General features: G+C 62.4%; 17 protein-coding genes and 1 other RNA gene. 12 read left to right on the forward strand and 6 right to left on the reverse strand.

Annotation, left to right across the window (positions count from 1 at the left end):
• Positions 1–117: 117 nt before the first annotated feature.
• On the reverse strand, positions 118–1,695 hold the full coding sequence (locus tag CP49_RS13310) for an ABC-F family ATP-binding cassette domain-containing protein (protein ID WP_057850705.1): 1,578 nt from the start codon (positions 1,693–1,695) through the stop codon (positions 118–120).
• Between the two features lie 293 nt (positions 1,696–1,988).
• On the opposite strand from CP49_RS13310, the gene CP49_RS13315 reads away from it, so the two are divergent.
• The gene (locus CP49_RS13315) at positions 1,989–2,567 is read left to right on the forward strand and encodes a tetratricopeptide repeat protein (RefSeq protein WP_057850706.1); all 579 of its coding nucleotides are present in this window, start codon (positions 1,989–1,991) and stop codon (positions 2,565–2,567) included.
• 57 nt (positions 2,568–2,624) lie between these two features.
• Here CP49_RS13315 and CP49_RS13320 read toward each other — a convergent pair whose 3' ends face one another.
• The 5 genes from CP49_RS13320 to ssrA form a co-directional block, all read right to left on the reverse strand.
• Complete coding sequence (locus tag CP49_RS13320; RefSeq protein ID WP_057850707.1) at positions 2,625–2,882, reverse strand: ribbon-helix-helix domain-containing protein; 258 nt, start codon at positions 2,880–2,882, stop codon at positions 2,625–2,627.
• The gene (locus CP49_RS13325) at positions 2,879–3,067 is read right to left on the reverse strand and encodes a DUF4169 family protein (protein ID WP_057850719.1); all 189 of its coding nucleotides are present in this window, start codon (positions 3,065–3,067) and stop codon (positions 2,879–2,881) included. Before CP49_RS13325 ends, CP49_RS13320 begins: the two co-directional genes overlap by 4 nt.
• Positions 3,068–3,341: 274 nt before the next feature.
• Positions 3,342–4,757 (reverse strand): class II fumarate hydratase, encoded by a 1,416-nt coding sequence (gene fumC / locus CP49_RS13330; RefSeq protein WP_057850708.1) that lies wholly within the window; start codon positions 4,755–4,757, stop codon positions 3,342–3,344.
• Between the two features lie 72 nt (positions 4,758–4,829).
• Entirely contained in the window at positions 4,830–5,360 is a 531-nt protein-coding gene (locus CP49_RS13335; protein WP_057850709.1) for an SspB family protein, read from the reverse strand.
• Positions 5,361–5,504: 144 nt separating this feature from the next.
• Positions 5,505–5,862: a transfer-messenger RNA gene (ssrA, locus tag CP49_RS41965) on the reverse strand.
• A 93-nt stretch (positions 5,863–5,955) separates the two neighbouring features.
• Between ssrA and CP49_RS13340 the strand changes: the two genes are divergently transcribed.
• The 11 genes from CP49_RS13340 to CP49_RS13390 all read left to right on the forward strand — a co-directional run bounded on the left by CP49_RS13340 (position 5,956) and on the right by CP49_RS13390 (position 15,711).
• Complete coding sequence (locus tag CP49_RS13340) at positions 5,956–6,183, forward strand: hypothetical protein (protein WP_156438373.1); 228 nt, start codon at positions 5,956–5,958, stop codon at positions 6,181–6,183.
• A 72-nt stretch (positions 6,184–6,255) separates the two neighbouring features.
• Positions 6,256–6,756 (forward strand): tripartite tricarboxylate transporter TctB family protein, encoded by a 501-nt coding sequence (locus CP49_RS13345; RefSeq protein ID WP_057850711.1) that lies wholly within the window; start codon positions 6,256–6,258, stop codon positions 6,754–6,756.
• Between the two features lie 7 nt (positions 6,757–6,763).
• On the forward strand, positions 6,764–8,329 hold the full coding sequence (locus CP49_RS13350) for a tripartite tricarboxylate transporter permease (protein ID WP_057850712.1): 1,566 nt from the start codon (positions 6,764–6,766) through the stop codon (positions 8,327–8,329).
• A 117-nt stretch (positions 8,330–8,446) separates the two neighbouring features.
• Positions 8,447–9,430 (forward strand): tripartite tricarboxylate transporter substrate binding protein BugD, encoded by a 984-nt coding sequence (locus CP49_RS13355; protein ID WP_057850720.1) that lies wholly within the window; start codon positions 8,447–8,449, stop codon positions 9,428–9,430.
• Positions 9,431–9,602: 172 nt separating this feature from the next.
• The gene (locus tag CP49_RS13360; RefSeq protein WP_057850713.1) at positions 9,603–10,397 is read left to right on the forward strand and encodes a thymidylate synthase; all 795 of its coding nucleotides are present in this window, start codon (positions 9,603–9,605) and stop codon (positions 10,395–10,397) included.
• 19 nt (positions 10,398–10,416) lie between these two features.
• A complete protein-coding gene (locus tag CP49_RS13365) occupies positions 10,417–10,902 on the forward strand; it encodes a GNAT family N-acetyltransferase (protein WP_057850714.1) in 486 nt (161 codons plus the stop codon).
• A complete protein-coding gene (locus CP49_RS13370; protein WP_057850715.1) occupies positions 10,902–11,414 on the forward strand; it encodes a dihydrofolate reductase in 513 nt (170 codons plus the stop codon). Before CP49_RS13365 ends, CP49_RS13370 begins: the two co-directional genes overlap by 1 nt.
• 171 nt (positions 11,415–11,585) lie before the next feature.
• A complete protein-coding gene (hflK, locus tag CP49_RS13375; protein ID WP_057850716.1) occupies positions 11,586–12,725 on the forward strand; it encodes an FtsH protease activity modulator HflK in 1,140 nt (379 codons plus the stop codon).
• Positions 12,722–13,627 carry a protease modulator HflC gene (hflC, locus tag CP49_RS13380; RefSeq protein ID WP_057850717.1) on the forward strand — a complete coding sequence of 302 codons (906 nt, stop codon included), beginning with the start codon at positions 12,722–12,724 and terminating at the stop codon, positions 13,625–13,627. The genes hflK and hflC overlap by 4 nt, the downstream gene beginning before the upstream one ends.
• Positions 13,628–13,721: 94 nt before the next feature.
• A complete protein-coding gene (locus CP49_RS13385; protein WP_028350308.1) occupies positions 13,722–13,922 on the forward strand; it encodes a DUF2065 domain-containing protein in 201 nt (66 codons plus the stop codon).
• A 286-nt stretch (positions 13,923–14,208) separates the two neighbouring features.
• Positions 14,209–15,711 (forward strand): Do family serine endopeptidase, encoded by a 1,503-nt coding sequence (locus tag CP49_RS13390; protein ID WP_057850718.1) that lies wholly within the window; start codon positions 14,209–14,211, stop codon positions 15,709–15,711.
• Positions 15,712–15,817 lie beyond the last annotated feature (106 nt).

Raw genomic sequence — 15,817 nt, forward strand, 5'->3', positions numbered from 1 at the left:
GGTCGCGCCGCTGCCGCCGCCGATCGACGTGAGGCCCGCACCGGGCGCTGCCAAGCAGAAGCTGCGTCCGCCGCTGGCGCTGACGCCGCAGGTCGCCAATCCACCGCAGCGTTCCAACTAACCAAGCACGATCTGCCGCGCGATCCCGATCGCGCGCAAAAACGCCTCGTCGTGGCTAACGACGATCAACGCACCGTCGAATCCTTTCAGCGCATTTTCCAATTCCGCGATCGAGGCGAGATCGAGATGGTTGGTCGGCTCGTCCAGCAGGAGGAGGCAGGGCGGTTGCGGGCGCGCGAAGACGCACGCCAGGCCCGCGCGCAGCCGCTCGCCGCCGCTGAGCGTAGCCGTGACCTGCAGCGCCGCCCGGTTACGGAACGCAAACCGCGCCAGCGCAGCGTGAGCCTCGTTGGCCGAGAGCTCCGGATTCAGCCGACGCAGATTGTCGAGAATGCTTAGCCCAGGATCGAGCAGGCCGATATGCTGATCGAGCACGGCAACGCGGTCGGTGAGACGGCTGATGTCGCCGCTCGCAGGGTTCAATTCACCGGTGAGCAGGCGGAACAAGGTGGTCTTACCGCTGCCGTTGGCGCCGCGGATGGCGATCCGCTCGGGTCCGCGAACGTCGAATGACAGCGGTCCGAACAGATGGCGCTCCCCGAAGGCCATCACCACGTCCTTCAACGCGATGAGTTCGCGGCTGCCGGGCAGATGGGTGCACGGCAGATCGATCGAAAGCGGCGTCAGGACCTCGACCTGAGCCCTGGCCATTTCGAGCGCCTCGGCGCGCTCGCCGAGCAGCCGGCCTGCTAGCTGGCTTTCGCGCGCGGCGCTGTTCTCGGCGCGCTCCTTCTCGCGGTCCATGAACATCTTGTCCTCGATGCCCTTGGCGCGCCAGGCGCGGCCGGCCTTGTCGCGGCGCGCCTTCTTTTCCCGCGCCTTCTGCAGGGCGCGTTCGGTATTGCGCAGCGCGTCCGAGGCGCGGTCGAGGTCATCAGCGGCGCGGGCGCGGGCGACCTCGCGTGCTTCGGCAAAGGCCGACCAACCGCCGCCGAATGTGGTGATGCCGATCGGCGTCAGTTCGACGATACGATCAACGCGTTCCAGCAGCGCGCGGTCGTGGCTGGCGACGAGGACGCCGCCCTGCCAGCGTTCGAGCAACTGCGCCACCGCCTGCCGGCCGCAGGAGTCGAGATTGTTGGTGGGCTCGTCCAGCAGCAGCAGATCCGGCGCCGCGATCAGCAGGCGTGCCAGCGCGAGGCGCGTTCGTTCGCCGCCGCTTAAGGAGACGATCGGCCGATGCAGTGGCAACGACGGCAGTCCGGCTTCGATCAGCGCCGTCTGTATCCTGGTTTCCAGCGTCCAATCCGCCTCCGTCGCATCATCAAGCGATCCTTCGCCGCGTTCGAGCCGGCGCAGGCGGGCAAGATCGCCGGCGACGCCGAGCGCCTCAGTGGCCGTCAGCCGTTCGTCGGTCAGTTGCGTGAGCATGCCGATCGAACCGATGCGTTGGAGCGATCCGCCTGCAGGTTTGATTTCGCCCGCGATCAGCCGAAGCAATGTAGATTTGCCGCAGCCGTTGCGGCCGACAAGTCCGGTGCGCTCGCGCCCCATGGCGAGCGTCAATCCGTCGAACAGGGGGCGGCCGTCAGGCGTGACGAGGGAGATGGAATCCAGAACGAGAAAGGCAGGCATGGAGAGCTTCCGAAAATGGACTGAGGTCGCAGGGCGCGGTCAGCTTTGCGATGTCCATTGCTCTCTCCAGGATTTCTCTGTGACGGGTCTTCTTCAGTCGGTCGTTGTCGGGGTTCCCGCCTGCGGTTTGACGGGAACTGCAACGATTATCAATTAGATACGGATTGCGGTCATCCGTCCAGCATGCCGCAAGGCGCATGTTTGCGCGTGATCCGCCGGAATACTTCCCTTGCGGCGGGGTCTGTACCTCCGGCTGGACATGGCTTCGCCACGCAGGAAAATCGGAGGTTCGCATGATGAAATCCGCAATCAAGCTCGCAACGCTGGCATTGTTTTCAATGGCTCTGATCGCTTCGCCTCCATCCGTTCCGGCCTTTGCCGCGGGAGGTGGCGGCGACCCGCCTTCGGCCGCTCCGCCGCCGCCGGACAGCAGATCCGCGCCCAAATCGACGTCCAAATCCAAGAAGAAGTCGACCAAGCAGTCGAGCGCAGACGATGCTGACTTCAGGCAGAGATACCGTGCCGCTCATGCGACGATCTATCAACGCAATGACTATGCTGCGGCCATCGAACAACTCAAGGCGCTCGGCCGCGACGACAACGCCGGCGTCGCCAATCTGATCGGCTATTCCTATCGCAAGCTCGGCGATTACAAGCTGTCGCAAGCCTGGTACGAGCGCGCGCTGAAGGCGGACCCCAACCACGTTCTGACGTGGCAGTACTACGGCCTGTGGCAGATCGAGCAGGGCAATCGCGACCAGGCATCCTATCATCTGACCCGGATCGCAGCGATTTGCGGCACGGGATGCGAGGAGTATCGGTCGTTGGCCGCGGCGCTCGAAAAACCGCCCGGCACCGGGCTTGTTTACTGAGGTTGCGATGTGACAGGGGCGGGCGCGCTTTCCGACGCGCTCGCTCTGAAGCGAAGCCTAAGCCTGCGGCCGCGGAGCATCCGGCGCGGCGGCGGGCATGGCGCGGGTGCGGAAGTAGTCGAGCACGAAAAGACGTATCGCCGAGGACAGATTACCCTGCTGACGATTGCTGTCGATCTCGCCGACCAGCTCGGACAAAGTCATGTTCCGCATGCCCGAGATTTCCTTCATGCCGTTCCAGAAGGCTTCTTCGAGGCTGACGCTGGTCTTGTGGCCGGCGACCACGATGGAGCGTTTGACGACGGGTGACTTCATGACGCGTCTCCGTCATCGAGCTTGTGCTGGTCCAAAAGATCGCCGGCGCGATCCTTGCGACGTTCGTCGAGCGCGCGTTCGACCTTGGTCCGGCCAAACCGCGCGCGGTTGGCATCGGCTTGTCTTGCCGCTTGTTCCCGTTCGTTACGCTTCTTGAATCGCTTCAGATTGATCACGTCTGCCATGTTCGCCTCCATCAGCCGGCGACTCGAAGGCATGATAATTCATTGCTGGGAAAAACGTCGTCACATCGTGCGCAAGCAAATTGGATCGTCATTCGGAATCCCCGTGTAACGGTCACTAATAGCATCAAAAAATATATTCCGCCCTGCGAAAACCGAATAATTCCTGCTACTACCATGCGTCAACGCAACGGCGATAGATGATCCACTTCATTCTTTAGGTCTGATGCAATAAATTATATCTCTCACCGTAGTTTCCCGGGGACGGCTATGGCGATCAGCCCGGGTGTGTCATTTTGTCCGGCTGCACCAGGCGTTCGAATTCGGCGTCGTTCACAAAGCCGAGGCGCATCGCCTCTTCCTTCAATGTTGTTCCGCGCGCGTGCGCGGATTTGGCGACCTTCGCCGCGTTATCGTATCCGATCTTGGGAGCCAGCGCGGTGACCAGCATCAGCGAGCGCTCCATCAAATCGCGGATTCGCTTTTCGTCGGCGCGTATGCCCACCACGCAATGTTCGGTGAACGAGCGCGCCGCGTCCGACAGCAGTTGAATGGAATTTATCATACAATATGCCAGAACGGGTTTGTAAACATTCAGTTCGAAATGTCCCTGGCTCCCGGCAACGGTGATGGTTGTCTGGTTGCCGAAGACCTGACAGCAGACCATGGTCATCGCTTCGCACTGGGTCGGATTGACCTTGCCGGGCATGATCGATGAGCCCGGTTCGTTTTCCGGCAGGATCAACTCGCCGAGTCCGGAACGCGGGCCCGAGCCCAGCAGGCGAATGTCGTTGGCGATCTTGAATAGGCCGGTCGCCACCGAATTGATCGCGCCATGCACCATGACATAGGCGTCGTTGGAAGCCAGCGCCTCGAATTTGTTGGGCGCGCTGGTGAAAGGCAGTTTTGTGATTTTCGCGACATGCCTGGCGAACAGTTTCGCAAATCTCGGTTTCGAGTTGAGGCCGGTGCCGACGGCAGTTCCGCCCTGCGCCAGCGGGAACAAATCCTTCACCGCGATGCGCAGGCGCGCGATGCCGCTCTCGATCTGCGCGGCGTAGCCCGAGAATTCCTGTCCGAGCGTCAGCGGCGTCGCGTCCTGCGTATGGGTTCGCCCGATCTTGACGATCTTGGCGAACGCCTTTTCCTTCTTTCGTAATTCGCGATGCAGTTCGCTGAGCGCCGGAATCAGGTCGGCGACGATGCGTTCCGCGGCGGCGATATGCATCGCCGTCGGAAATGAATCGTTCGACGACTGACTCATGTTGACGTGATCGTTGGGGTGAACCGGCGCCTTGGCGCCGAGTTTGCCGCCCAGCAACTCGTTGGCGCGGTTGGCGATCACCTCATTGAGGTTCATGTTGCTCTGGGTGCCGGAGCCGGTCTGCCAGACGACCAGAGGAAAGTGATCGTCGAGCCTGCCTTCGATCACCTCGCTTGCGGCGCGGACGATGGCGCCGGCGCGACGCGCATCAAGCAATCCAAGTTCCTGGTTGGTTTGGGCGGCGGCGAGCTTGACGAGGCCGAGCGCATGGACGATCGCGATCGGCATGCGGTCCTGGCCGATCTTGAAATTCTGCCGCGAGCGTTCGGTCTGCGCGCCCCAATAGCGGTCGGCGGGAACGTCGATCGGACCGAAGCTGTCGGTCTCGCTGCGGGTAGATCTGTTTCCGGATGTTGCTGATCGAGCCATACGTAATGTCCGTTGCGCCGTGAGATGGCGGAACGTGTACATTACAGCGTCGCGGTTTTTCCCGCGCGTAGATTATTTCTTACGAAAGCGATCCAGCCGCACCACTTCCGCGCCTTCGCTCGTCTTCCCCGGTTCGCTTTCCGCGGCGGGCTCCGGCGCGGCAACGGGCAGGGCGGACGGAGCGGGGACTGCCGGCAACTTCGCTGCAGGTGCCTCCGCCACGGCTTCCGATGCCTCTGCGATGGCTTCCGACGGTTCGAATTGCAGACCGAACTGCACCGAAGGATCGAGGAAGCTCTTGATCGCCGCAAACGGCACCACCAGCCGCTCGGGTATGCCGCCGAACGACAGGCCGACCTCGAAACGATCCTCCGTCACCACCAGATCCCAGAACTGGTGCTGCAGGATGATCGTCATCTCTTCCGGATATTGCGCCAGGAGCCGTGGCGACAGCTTCACGCCGTCGGCGGTGGAGAGGAAGGTGATGAAGAAGTGATGCTCGCCGGGCAGGCCGTGTTCGGCGGCGTCGGCCAGCACGCGGCGCAGCACCCCGCGCAGCGCGTCGCGCGCCAGCACGTCATAACGGATATGATCGGTCGCCATGGTCGTCCTGTTACGTTGGATGGCCGCCGGTCTCCCGACTCGCCCCTTTGCCCACATGCTACTCCGGCGGGAGCCGCAGGTCAGCAGTCGTGACGAAGCGAATTTGCTGCGGAGCGGCTCTCGGCCCGGACATGAAAAGAATAAAGTGGAGGCTTCTGTTGCCAGGTGCCTCCGGACCCCGCCTAGCGGAGCTTAACCCGCCAGGACTTTAGATTGGTCTTTCAAACTGCGTTACGCAGCCTGAGCAACCGGAGCATAGTTGTCGTTTGCAACTATTGCATAGCCCGATAACGGCGGAACCATACCGGGAAAAAACTCGCCCTTTACACCCTCGTCGATCCTGGTTCGCCCCCGCCGAAACCCATCCTCCGGGGAGTGGGCTTTGGTGGAGGCGCCGGGTACTGCCCCCGGGTCCGAATGGCTTATTGCGACGGTCATTTATTTCCATAGCCGGCGAACCGGCATCCCCAATATAGGGTGCAAGTCTGGAGAAAAATAGGGCCGAAGGCGCTGAACGGGAGGGGAACACGGGTCCGGGGCTTTCGGTTTGATGTCGCTCAGTTGCGGTTTCGCCACGAATTCGACAATTCCCGAAATGCTCGGGGTGCCGATCGCGCGTCCCGGCGCGGCAAAAATTTTCACCGGCGTGGACGCCTGGCTCGCGCTGCTGATCGGCCGATCGCTCGCGTATTTGCGGCGCTACAATCGCAAAGGTTGCGATCTGCGGCCCCTTGGCTGGCTGATTGCAGCTTTGCCACTTCATTTGCCATCCGGCTCGGAGGCGCTTTGGGTTTTGCTGGCGTTGTCTGAGGAAAATCGCTAGCAAGTTTCCGGGACAAGCATCCAGGTTAGCCAAGCGAACGGGCGAGAAGCCTGTCTTGGGGAGGAGATATCCATGAACGCTTCGCCGGGCCATGCGCCGGTCAAATCCATTATGCCGAAATGGGTTCGCAACCCGCAGGAATTTGTCGGCGGAATTGCCTTGATGGCGATTGCCGTGTTCGCCCTTTGGGCATCGAGCGACCTGCAGGGCATGCGCGGATTTTCGTTCGGCGCCGGCACCGCGCCGCGGATGTTCGGATTTTTGCTGCTGGGTCTGGGCGCTCTCATCACTGTCGTCGGCGTTGTCACCGAAGGTCCCCACCTTGCGAAATACCATTGGCGGGGACCGTTTTTCGTGACGATCGCGATTTTGACGTTTGCCTTCACGATCCGGTCCATGGGGATGATCTTTGCCGCCATGGCCGCCTTCTTGATCGCGGCATGCGGGTCACCGGAAACCCGGTGGACGGAGACGCTGATCGTTGCCGTCTGCCTGACGGCGTTTTGCGCCCTGTTGTTTCCATATGCGCTCGGCCTGCCTTTGCAGCTCCTGCCGACGTTCATGATCCGGTGAGGGCGTGATGGGAGATATCTTTTCAAATCTTGGACTCGGCTTCGGCGTCGTTTTCCAGTTCGTGCAGTGGACACCCGCCTTTCTTGGCGGCGCCTCCATTCCGATCCCGGTCAATATTCTGCTGTGCCTGATCGGTGCGCTGGTCGGCACGCTGGTCGGCGTGCTGCCGGGCATCGGCACCATCGCCACGGTGGCCATGCTGCTGCCGATCACCTTTGGCCTGCCCCCGGTCGGCGCGCTGATCATGCTGGCCGGCATCTATTATGGTGCGCAGTATGGTGGCTCGACCACGTCGATCCTGGTCAACATTCCAGGTGAGGCCGGTTCCGTGGTCACCGCGCTCGACGGCTTCCAGATGGCGAAGAGAGGCCGCGCCGGTCCGGCGCTCGCGATCGCCGCGATCGGATCGTTCTTCGCCGGTTGTGTCGCGACCGTGCTGATTGCCCTGCTGGGCGCGCCGCTGACCAAGATTGCGCTGGCGTTCGGTCCTGCAGAATACTTCTCGCTCATGGTGCTCGGTCTGATCTTCGCGGTTGTGCTCGCGAAAGGCTCGGTGCTGAAGGCGATCGCAATGATCGTGATGGGCCTGCTGCTTTCCATGGTCGGGTCCGACATCGAGACTGGCGCCTCGCGCATGGCCTTCAACATTCCCGAACTGGCTGACGGTCTTGGTTTTGCCACGCTGGCGATGGGACTATTCGGCTTTGCGGAAATCATTCGCAATCTCGATGCCGGCGGTGAAACCGATCGCAAGTTGGTTCAGGAGAAGGTTTCGGGACTGATGCCGACGCGGCAGGATCTCAAGGAAACGACCCCCGCGATCCTGCGCGGCACCGTGCTCGGATCGATCCTCGGCATTCTACCGGGCGGCGGCGCCGTAATCGCATCGTTCGCCGCATACACGCTCGAGAAGAAAGTCGCGAAAGACCCGTCGCGGTTTGGCCATGGTGAAATCCGGGGCGTCGCAGCCCCCGAGAGTGCCAACAACGCCGCCGCCCAGACTTCGTTCATTCCATTGCTGACGCTTGGCATTCCGCCGAACGCGGTGATGGCGCTGATGGTCGGCGCGATGACGATTCACGGCATCGTGCCCGGTCCCCAGGTGATGCAGAAACAACCGGAGCTGGTGTGGGGCATGATTGCCTCGATGTGGGTCGGCAACCTGATGCTGCTGATCATCAACCTGCCTTTGGTGGGCATTTGGGTGCGGCTGTTGCGAGTGCCTTACCGGTTGATGTTCCCTTCGATCGTGGTTTTCTGCTGTATCGGCATCTACTCCGTGAACAACGCACCCACCGACGTCATGATCGCAGGTGCGTTCGGGCTGATCGGCTACTGGCTGATCAAGCACGATTTCGAGCCGGCCCCGTTGCTGCTCGGGATGGTGCTCGGGCCACTGATGGAAGAAAACCTGCGTCGGGCGCTTCTGATCTCGCGCGGTGATTGGTCGGTCTTCCTGACGCGTCCATTGTCGGCAGTGCTGATGGCGATTGCCGCCGCGTTGCTCATCCTTGCGGTGCTGCCATCGCTGCGCAAGAAGCGCGACGAGGTGTTTGTGGAATCGGAGAACTGACCCTGCGTCGGTGCGCCGCAGCCCGAAGTCTGGTCGACTTCGGGCTAATTTTCTATGCCATGGAAAATGCCGGCAGGTAAGTTCGGCATTAACAAACGATTTCGGGAGGAGATCAAAATGAACTGGTACGGTCGCTCGCTTGCGAGCGCTGGCTTGGCCGCGCTTGCCGGACTGGGGTTTCTCTCTGCACAGGCGCAGGCTCAAGCCTATCCGACACGCAGCATCACCATGATTGTGCCGTTCGCGGCGGGAGGACCGACCGATGTCATCGCGCGCATCGTCACCGGCCATATGGCGCAGACGCTCGGTCAATCCATCATCGTCGAGAACGTCGTAGGCGCCGGCGGCACCACCGCCACAACGCGCGCCTCGAAGGCTGCCAATGACGGCTATACGTTGATCACCGGGCATATGGGAACGCATGCGGCTTCCGTGCCGCTTTATCCCAAGCTGGCCTATCATCCCGAGAAGGATTTCGAGCCAGTAGGCCTGCTCGCCGGCACCCCGATCCTGATCCTGGCGCGGAAGGATTTCCCGCCGAAGGACCTCAAGGAATTCATCACCTATGTGAAAGCGAATGAATCCAAGGTCAACGCGGCGCACGCCGGCGTAGGTTCTGTCTCGAATGTGTCGTGCGAATTGTTGAACTCGATCATGGGAGTCAAGCCGATCGGTGTTCCCTTCAACGGCACCGGTCCTGCGATGAACGCGCTGGTGGGCGGGCAGGTCGATTACATGTGCGACCAGATCGTCAACGCGGTACCGCAGGTCAACGGCGGCACGATCAAGGCGTATGCGGTTGCGACGGCCGAGCGCAATCCGTCCTTGCCCAATGTTCCGACCACCACCGAGGCCGGCTTGCCGGCCTTCCAGGCCCAGGCGTGGAACGCGATTTTTGCACCGAAGGGGACGCCTCCAGATGTCGTCGCCAAATTGAACGGTGCGGTCGTCAAGGCGCTGGATGACGAGGGCGTGCGGAAGCGTCTGCTCGATCTCGGCAGCGTCATCCCGGCTGCCGCAGACCGCACTCCGGCTGCGCTCGGAACCTTGGTGAAGAACGAGATCGCGAAGTGGACGCCGGTGCTCAAGGCGGTGAATTAATCCACGTAATCAAGACGATGGCGAGGGGCGGGACGCGGGTTCCGCCCCTTGTCGTTTGCGCGAGGGATGATCATTTTTCCGGGTATAATCGGTGTGCGAAGCCGAATCGGCGTGTCGATCGGATGTCCCGGCCGCTAATTTCGCCGTCCCGAAAAGGTCTGAAGCACCAGCCATGAACCAGTATCACGACCTGCTCGAACGTATTCTCAGCGACGGCGCGGAGAAACACGACCGCACCGGCACCGGCACGTTGTCGATCTTCGGTCACCAGATGCGGTTCAACCTGTCGGCCGGATTTCCGATGCTGACCACCAAGCGGTTGCCGCTGAAAGCGATCGTGCACGAATTGCTGTGGTTCCTCGCCGGCGACACCAACATCAAATATCTCAAGGACCACGGCGTTTCGATCTGGGATGAATGGGCCGACGCCAACGGCGATCTGGGCCCGGTGTACGGGTCGCAATGGCGGTCATGGCCGGCGCCGGACGGGCGCAGCATCGATCAGATTTCCAACGTCGTCGAGATGATCAGGCGCAACCCGGATTCGCGACGGCTGATCGTCAGCGCCTGGAATCCGGCCGACGTCGACAAGATGGCGCTGCCGCCCTGTCACTGCCTGTTTCAGTTCTACGTCGCCAACGGCAAGCTCTCCTGCCAGCTCTATCAGCGCTCGGCTGACGTGTTCCTCGGCGTGCCCTTCAACATCGCTTCCTATTCGTTGCTGACCATGATGGTCGCGCAGGTGACGGGGTTGAAGCCAGGCGATTTCGTGCATTCGCTCGGCGACGCGCATCTTTACTCCAATCACCTCGAACAGGCGCGGCTGCAACTGACGCGGCCGACCAGGCAGCTGCCGGTCATGAAGATCAATCCGGAAGTGAAGGATATCTTCGCGTTCCGTTACGAGGATTTTGCGCTCGAAGGCTACGATCCGCACCCGCATATCAAGGCCGAAGTTGCTGTATGAGCCGCCGTGTGAGCGCTTGATGTCCCTCACGATCCGCCGCGCGCGCCCGGGCGAAGCGGGACTTGTCCTGTCTTTCGTTCGCGAACTCGCCGAGTACGAAAAGCTGCTCCACGAAATGGAGGCGACCGAGGCCGACATCGACGCGGCGCTGTTTGGAGCCAACCCGCGACTGTTCTGTGAGATCGCCGAGTGGGACGGCGTTCCCGCCGGCTTTGCGGTCTGGTTCGTCAATTTCTCGACCTTCAGCGGCCGCTCCGGAATCTACCTGGAAGATCTGTTCGTCCGTCCGGCGCTGCGCGGCAAGGGCATCGGCAAGGCGCTGCTGGTGCATCTCGCCAAAGAATGCGTGGCGAATGGCTGGTCGCGTCTGCAATGGTCGGTGCTGGACTGGAACACGCCGTCGATCGCGTTCTACAAATCGCTCGGCGCCGAACTGATGGACGAGTGGACGATTTGCCGGGTCGGCGGTCCGGCGCTGACGGCGCTGGCGCAAGGGACGCGGTAATGGAAATCGTTCTCATCGTTGCAGTGGCCGAGAACGGTGTGATCGGGGCAGGTGGCGCCATTCCGTGGCGGCTGAAATCCGACATGGCGCGGTTCAAGGCGCTGACAACGGGCAAGCCCGTGGTGATGGGGCGCAAGACCTTCGTCTCGATCGGCCGGCCGCTTCCCGGGCGGACCAACATCGTCGTCACCCGCGACGCCGGCTATCGCGCCGATGGCGTGGTGGTTACCCGATCCTTGACCGACGCGAAGGCGATCGCCACCGGCGATGCGCTGCGACGTTTCGCCACTGAGATCGCTGTGATCGGCGGCGCGGAAATCTACGCGCAATGGATGGACAGCGCCGATCGCCTGGAGATTACCGAGGTACATGCCCGGCCCGACGGCGACACGCGTTTCCCGGCAGTGGATCCAACCGCATGGGAAGAGGTGGCGCGCGTGCGGAATCCGGCCGGTCCGGACGACAGCGCCGATTTCTCCTATGTGACATTTCGCCGGTGCAAACAGCGTTAACCTCACTAACCAATGTTTGCATTGACAATTATGGCCTCAAGCATAGCTGCTCGGAGAGGTAAGCTTGCGTTGTAAGGGCCCGGTCGGTCCCCTATAAAGCCGGGCGGATATGCGAGGCCGGGCATCCTGCCCAAACAGGCGGACCCGGGCCCCCGCGGAGGAGAGTTCAATATGCCGTGGAAGAATCAAGGCGGGGGCCCATGGGGCTCAGGTCCGAAGGGACCGTGGGGTTCGGGTCCGCAATCGACCGGGCCGAGGCCGCCCGATCTCGAGGATCTGCTGCGGCGCGGCCAGGACAAGCTGCAGCAGCTTCTGCCGGGCGGACATTTCAGCGGTATGGGCATTGCGTTGGTGCTGGCCGGCGCGCTGGCGATCTGGGGCTTGTCCGGATTCTTCCGCGTGCAGTCGGAAGAGCTCGGCGTCGTGCTGCGCTTCGGCAAGCATGTTCGCACCGTGCAACCCGGTCTGAACTATCATCTGCCCTATCCGATCGAGACCGTGCTGCTGCCGAAGGCACTGCGCGTCTCTACGATCTCGATCGGGATGTCGCTGATCGACGATCCGGCGCGGCGCGGCCGCACCATGAGGGACGTGCCGGAAGAAAGCCTGATGCTGACCGGCGACGAAAACATCGTCGACGTCGACTTCACGGTGCTTTGGCGGATCAAGCCCGACGGCGTCGGCAACTACCTCTTCAACATCCAGAACCCTGAAGGCACCGTGAAGGCGGTGGCCGAAAGCGCGATGCGCGAAGTGATCGGGCGGTCTCTGATTCAGCCGATCCTCACCGGCGCCCGGACCACGAACGAGCAGGGCGTGCAGGAACTGATGCAGCGGACGCTCGACAGCTACGGCTCCGGGGTCCAGATCACGCAGGTGCAAATGCAGAAGGTCGACCCGCCGGCGCAGGTCATCGATTCGTTCCGCGACGTGCAGGCCGCGCGCGCCGACTTCGAGCGGCTGCAGAACGAGGCGCAGACCTATGCCAACCGCGTCATCCCCGACGCCCGCGGCCGCGCTGCGCAGATCCTGCAGGTCGCCGAAGGCTACAGGGAACAGGCGATCGCCGAGGCCAAGGGCCAGAGCGCGCGCTTCACGAAGGTGTTCGAGGAATACAACAAGGCCAAGGAAGTGACGCGGCAGCGAATTTATCTGGAGACGATGGAACGAATTCTCGGCGGGTCCGAGAAACTGGTCTATGACGGCGGCAACTCGGCACAGAGCATCGTGCCTTATCTGCCGCTCAGCGAATTGACGCCGCGGCGCCCGCCGCCGACGGCCGGTCAGCAGCAGCAGGGAGGCACGCGATGAGGTCTCCGGTTGCAGGTATTGCCACGCTGATCCTGCTGTTACTCGTGGTGATCGTGGGCTACAGCTCGATCTTCACGGTGTCACAGACCGAACAGGCGCTCGTGGTCCGGCTCGGCCGGCCGGTCGACGTCGTGTCCGAGCCCGGCCTGAACTTCAAGGCGCCGTTCATCGACACCGTCATCAGCATCGACAAGCGCATCCTCGATCTGGAAAATCCGTCGCAGGAAGTCATCGCTTCCGACCAGAAGCGGCTCGTCGTCGACGCCTTCGCCCGCTACCGGATCAAGAACCCGCTGCGCTTCTATCAGAGCATCGGCTCGATCCAGGCCGCCAACATCCAGCTCACCACGCTGTTGAACGCGGCATTGCGCCGCGTGCTGGGCGAGGTCAACTTCATCAATGTGGTGCGCGACGAACGCGAGGGCCTGATGACGCGCATCCGCGAGCAACTCGACAGGGAGGCCGACCAGTACGGCATCCAGGTGGTCGACGTGCGTATCCGCCGCGCCGATCTGCCGGAGGCCAACAGCCAGGCGGTCTATCAGCGCATGCAGACCGAACGGCAGCGCGAAGCGGCGGAGTTCCGCGCCCAGGGCGGCCAGAAGTCGCAGGAGATCCGCTCCAAGGCTGATCGCGAGGCCACCGTCATCATCGCGGAGGCCAATTCGACCGCCGAGCAGACGCGCGGCGTGGGCGATGCAGAACGCAACCGGCTGTTCGCCGAGGCCTATGGCAGGGATGCGGACTTCTTCGCTTTCTATCGTTCGATGTCGGCCTATGAGACCGGGCTCCGCTCTAACGACACCCGTTTCCTGCTGCGCCCTGATTCCGAGTTCTTCCGCTTCTTTGCCAATCCGTCCGGCCATCCGCCAGCGGCTGCGGCTGCGGCACCGAAGCCTTAAACCTCGGGTCGGATACGCGAGTTACGGCGAAGCGGGTTCCGCTTCGCCGGTACAAAGCAAAAAAGGCGCTAGAATAGCGGGGGGTTGCCATCTGATGAGGTCCATAGCGTTCGCCGACTTCCTCATCGGTGTGGGCATTCTCTTTGTGCTCGAAGGCCTAATGTTCGCCGCCAGCCCGGCCTGGATGCGCCGGGCGATGAAGAGCGCGCTGGCGACGCCGGACAATATCCTGCGGATCGTCGGCATCGTCTCGGCGGTCGTGGGTCTGCTCCTGATCTGGTTCGTGCGGCGGTAGGCATTCACCGTCATTTGCGGGATGGTCCGGAGGATCAGGCCTCAGATGCGTAATTGCGCATCGGGGAATCTTGGGATTCTCAGATGTGCAATTGCACATCTTAGTTCAGTTCGCTTAGCGCCCTGGAATGACGGCAATAAACGGCCGCAAATTGCTGTGGCGTCAACGAAATCGTGAGCCGCCTGGAGCCGGTTTTTCGCCGGAATATCCAGCGCAGATGCTTGCGCCTCGGACCCGTTCGGGCGCACTGTGGACCCGAATCCGACCCCCTTGGAGACAAGCCGACATGACCGCACCCGCCTTGAGCCGCCGCCTGCGCCTGATGGGGATTGCGATCTCGCTCAGTGCCGCCAGCTTGCTGGCCTCGATGCCGGCGAGCGCGCGCGGGCCCGACGGCATCGCCGACATTGCCGAGAAGGTAATCGACTCCGTCGTCAACATTTCGACCTCGCAGAGCGTGGAGGTCAAGGGCGGCGGCAGGGACGCGATGCCGCAATTGCCACCGGGCTCGCCGTTCGAGGAGTTCTTCGACGACTTCTTCAAGAACCGCCGCGGCGGTGCGCCCAAGGGCGGCGACAAGAGCGGCGAAATGCAGCCGCCGCGCAAAACCAATTCGCTCGGCTCCGGTTTCATCATCGATGCCGCCGGTGTCGTCGTCACCAACAATCACGTCATCGCGGATGCCGACGAGATCAACGTGATCATGAACGACGGCACCAAGATCAAGGCCGAGCTGGTCGGCGTCGACAAGAAGACCGACATTGCGGTCTTGAAGTTCAAGCCGGTGAAGCCGCTGGTCGCCGTTAAGTTCGGCGATTCCGACAAGCTGCGGCTCGGCGAATGGGTGATCGCGATCGGCAACCCGTTCAGCCTCGGCGGCTCGGTGACGGCCGGCATCGTGTCGGCGCGGAACCGCGACATCAGCCAGGGGCCGTACGACAGCTACATCCAGACCGATGCATCCATCAACCGCGGCAATTCCGGCGGTCCGCTGTTCAACCTCGAAGGCGAGGTGGTGGGCGTCAACACGCTGATCATCTCGCCCACCGGCGGTTCGATCGGCCTCGGTTTCGCGGTGCCGTCGAAGACGGTGGCCCGCGTGGTCGATCAGCTCCAGCAGTTCGGCGAATTGCGCCGTGGCTGGCTCGGCGTGCGGATCCAGCAGGTCACCGAGGAGATCGCTGAAAGCCTCAACATCAAGCCCGCCCGCGGTGCGCTGGTCGCCGGTATCGACGACAAGGGGCCGGCCAAGCCGGCCGGCATCGAGCCCGGCGACGTCGTCGTCAAATTCGACGGCAAGGACGTCAAGGATCCGAAGGACCTCTCGCGCGCGGTTGCCGACACTGCGGTCGGCAAGGAAGTCGACGTCGTGATTATCCGCAAGGGCAACGAGGAAAGCCGCAAGGTCACGCTCGGCCGCCTCGAGGATACCGAAAAGGTGCAGCAGGCCGCTGCCAAGACCAAGGAAGACCCGGTCGAGAAGCCGGTGACGCAAAAGGCGCTCGGCCTCGATCTCGCCGCGCTGAGCAAGGACCTGCGTACGAGGTACAAGATCAAGGACAGCGTCAAGGGCGTGATCATCACCGGTGTCGACGGCTCCTCCGACGCCGCCGAAAAGCGGCTCTCCGCCGGCGACGTCATCGTCGAGGTGGCGCAGGAAGCGGTGAGCAACGCCGCCGACATCAAGAAGCGCGTCGATCAGCTCAAGAAGGACGGCAAGAAGTCGGTGCTGATGCTGGTGTCGAACGGCGAAGGCGAATTGCGCTTCGTGGCGCTGAGTGTGCAGTAGTAGTGTGACCTCCGCTGGCTGCTCCAAACGACCATGTCGTCCCTGCGAACGCAGGGACCCATATGTGGACGGCCCCCGTGGCACAAGAGCTTTTTGAGTGAGATCG

It is taken from the genome of Bradyrhizobium valentinum (assembly GCF_001440405.1).
In the GTDB taxonomy this organism is placed as follows: domain Bacteria; phylum Pseudomonadota; class Alphaproteobacteria; order Rhizobiales; family Xanthobacteraceae; genus Bradyrhizobium; species Bradyrhizobium valentinum.

Coding starts and splice junctions, on each gene's coding strand:
- CP49_RS13310 (WP_057850705.1), bottom strand. CDS start 1,695: ATGCCTGCCTTTCTCGTTCTGGATTCCATCTCCCTCGTCACGCCTGAC.
- CP49_RS13315 (WP_057850706.1), top strand. CDS start 1,989: ATGATGAAATCCGCAATCAAGCTCGCAACGCTGGCATTGTTTTCAATG.
- CP49_RS13320 (WP_057850707.1), bottom strand. CDS start 2,882: ATGAAGTCACCCGTCGTCAAACGCTCCATCGTGGTCGCCGGCCACAAG.
- CP49_RS13325 (WP_057850719.1), bottom strand. CDS start 3,067: ATGGCAGACGTGATCAATCTGAAGCGATTCAAGAAGCGTAACGAACGG.
- fumC (WP_057850708.1), bottom strand. CDS start 4,757: ATGGCTCGATCAGCAACATCCGGAAACAGATCTACCCGCAGCGAGACC.
- CP49_RS13335 (WP_057850709.1), bottom strand. CDS start 5,360: ATGGCGACCGATCATATCCGTTATGACGTGCTGGCGCGCGACGCGCTG.
- CP49_RS13340 (WP_156438373.1), top strand. CDS start 5,956: ATGCTCGGGGTGCCGATCGCGCGTCCCGGCGCGGCAAAAATTTTCACC.
- CP49_RS13345 (WP_057850711.1), top strand. CDS start 6,256: ATGAACGCTTCGCCGGGCCATGCGCCGGTCAAATCCATTATGCCGAAA.
- CP49_RS13350 (WP_057850712.1), top strand. CDS start 6,764: ATGGGAGATATCTTTTCAAATCTTGGACTCGGCTTCGGCGTCGTTTTC.
- CP49_RS13355 (WP_057850720.1), top strand. CDS start 8,447: ATGAACTGGTACGGTCGCTCGCTTGCGAGCGCTGGCTTGGCCGCGCTT.
- CP49_RS13360 (WP_057850713.1), top strand. CDS start 9,603: ATGAACCAGTATCACGACCTGCTCGAACGTATTCTCAGCGACGGCGCG.
- CP49_RS13365 (WP_057850714.1), top strand. CDS start 10,417: ATGTCCCTCACGATCCGCCGCGCGCGCCCGGGCGAAGCGGGACTTGTC.
- CP49_RS13370 (WP_057850715.1), top strand. CDS start 10,902: ATGGAAATCGTTCTCATCGTTGCAGTGGCCGAGAACGGTGTGATCGGG.
- hflK (WP_057850716.1), top strand. CDS start 11,586: ATGCCGTGGAAGAATCAAGGCGGGGGCCCATGGGGCTCAGGTCCGAAG.
- hflC (WP_057850717.1), top strand. CDS start 12,722: ATGAGGTCTCCGGTTGCAGGTATTGCCACGCTGATCCTGCTGTTACTC.
- CP49_RS13385 (WP_028350308.1), top strand. CDS start 13,722: ATGAGGTCCATAGCGTTCGCCGACTTCCTCATCGGTGTGGGCATTCTC.
- CP49_RS13390 (WP_057850718.1), top strand. CDS start 14,209: ATGACCGCACCCGCCTTGAGCCGCCGCCTGCGCCTGATGGGGATTGCG.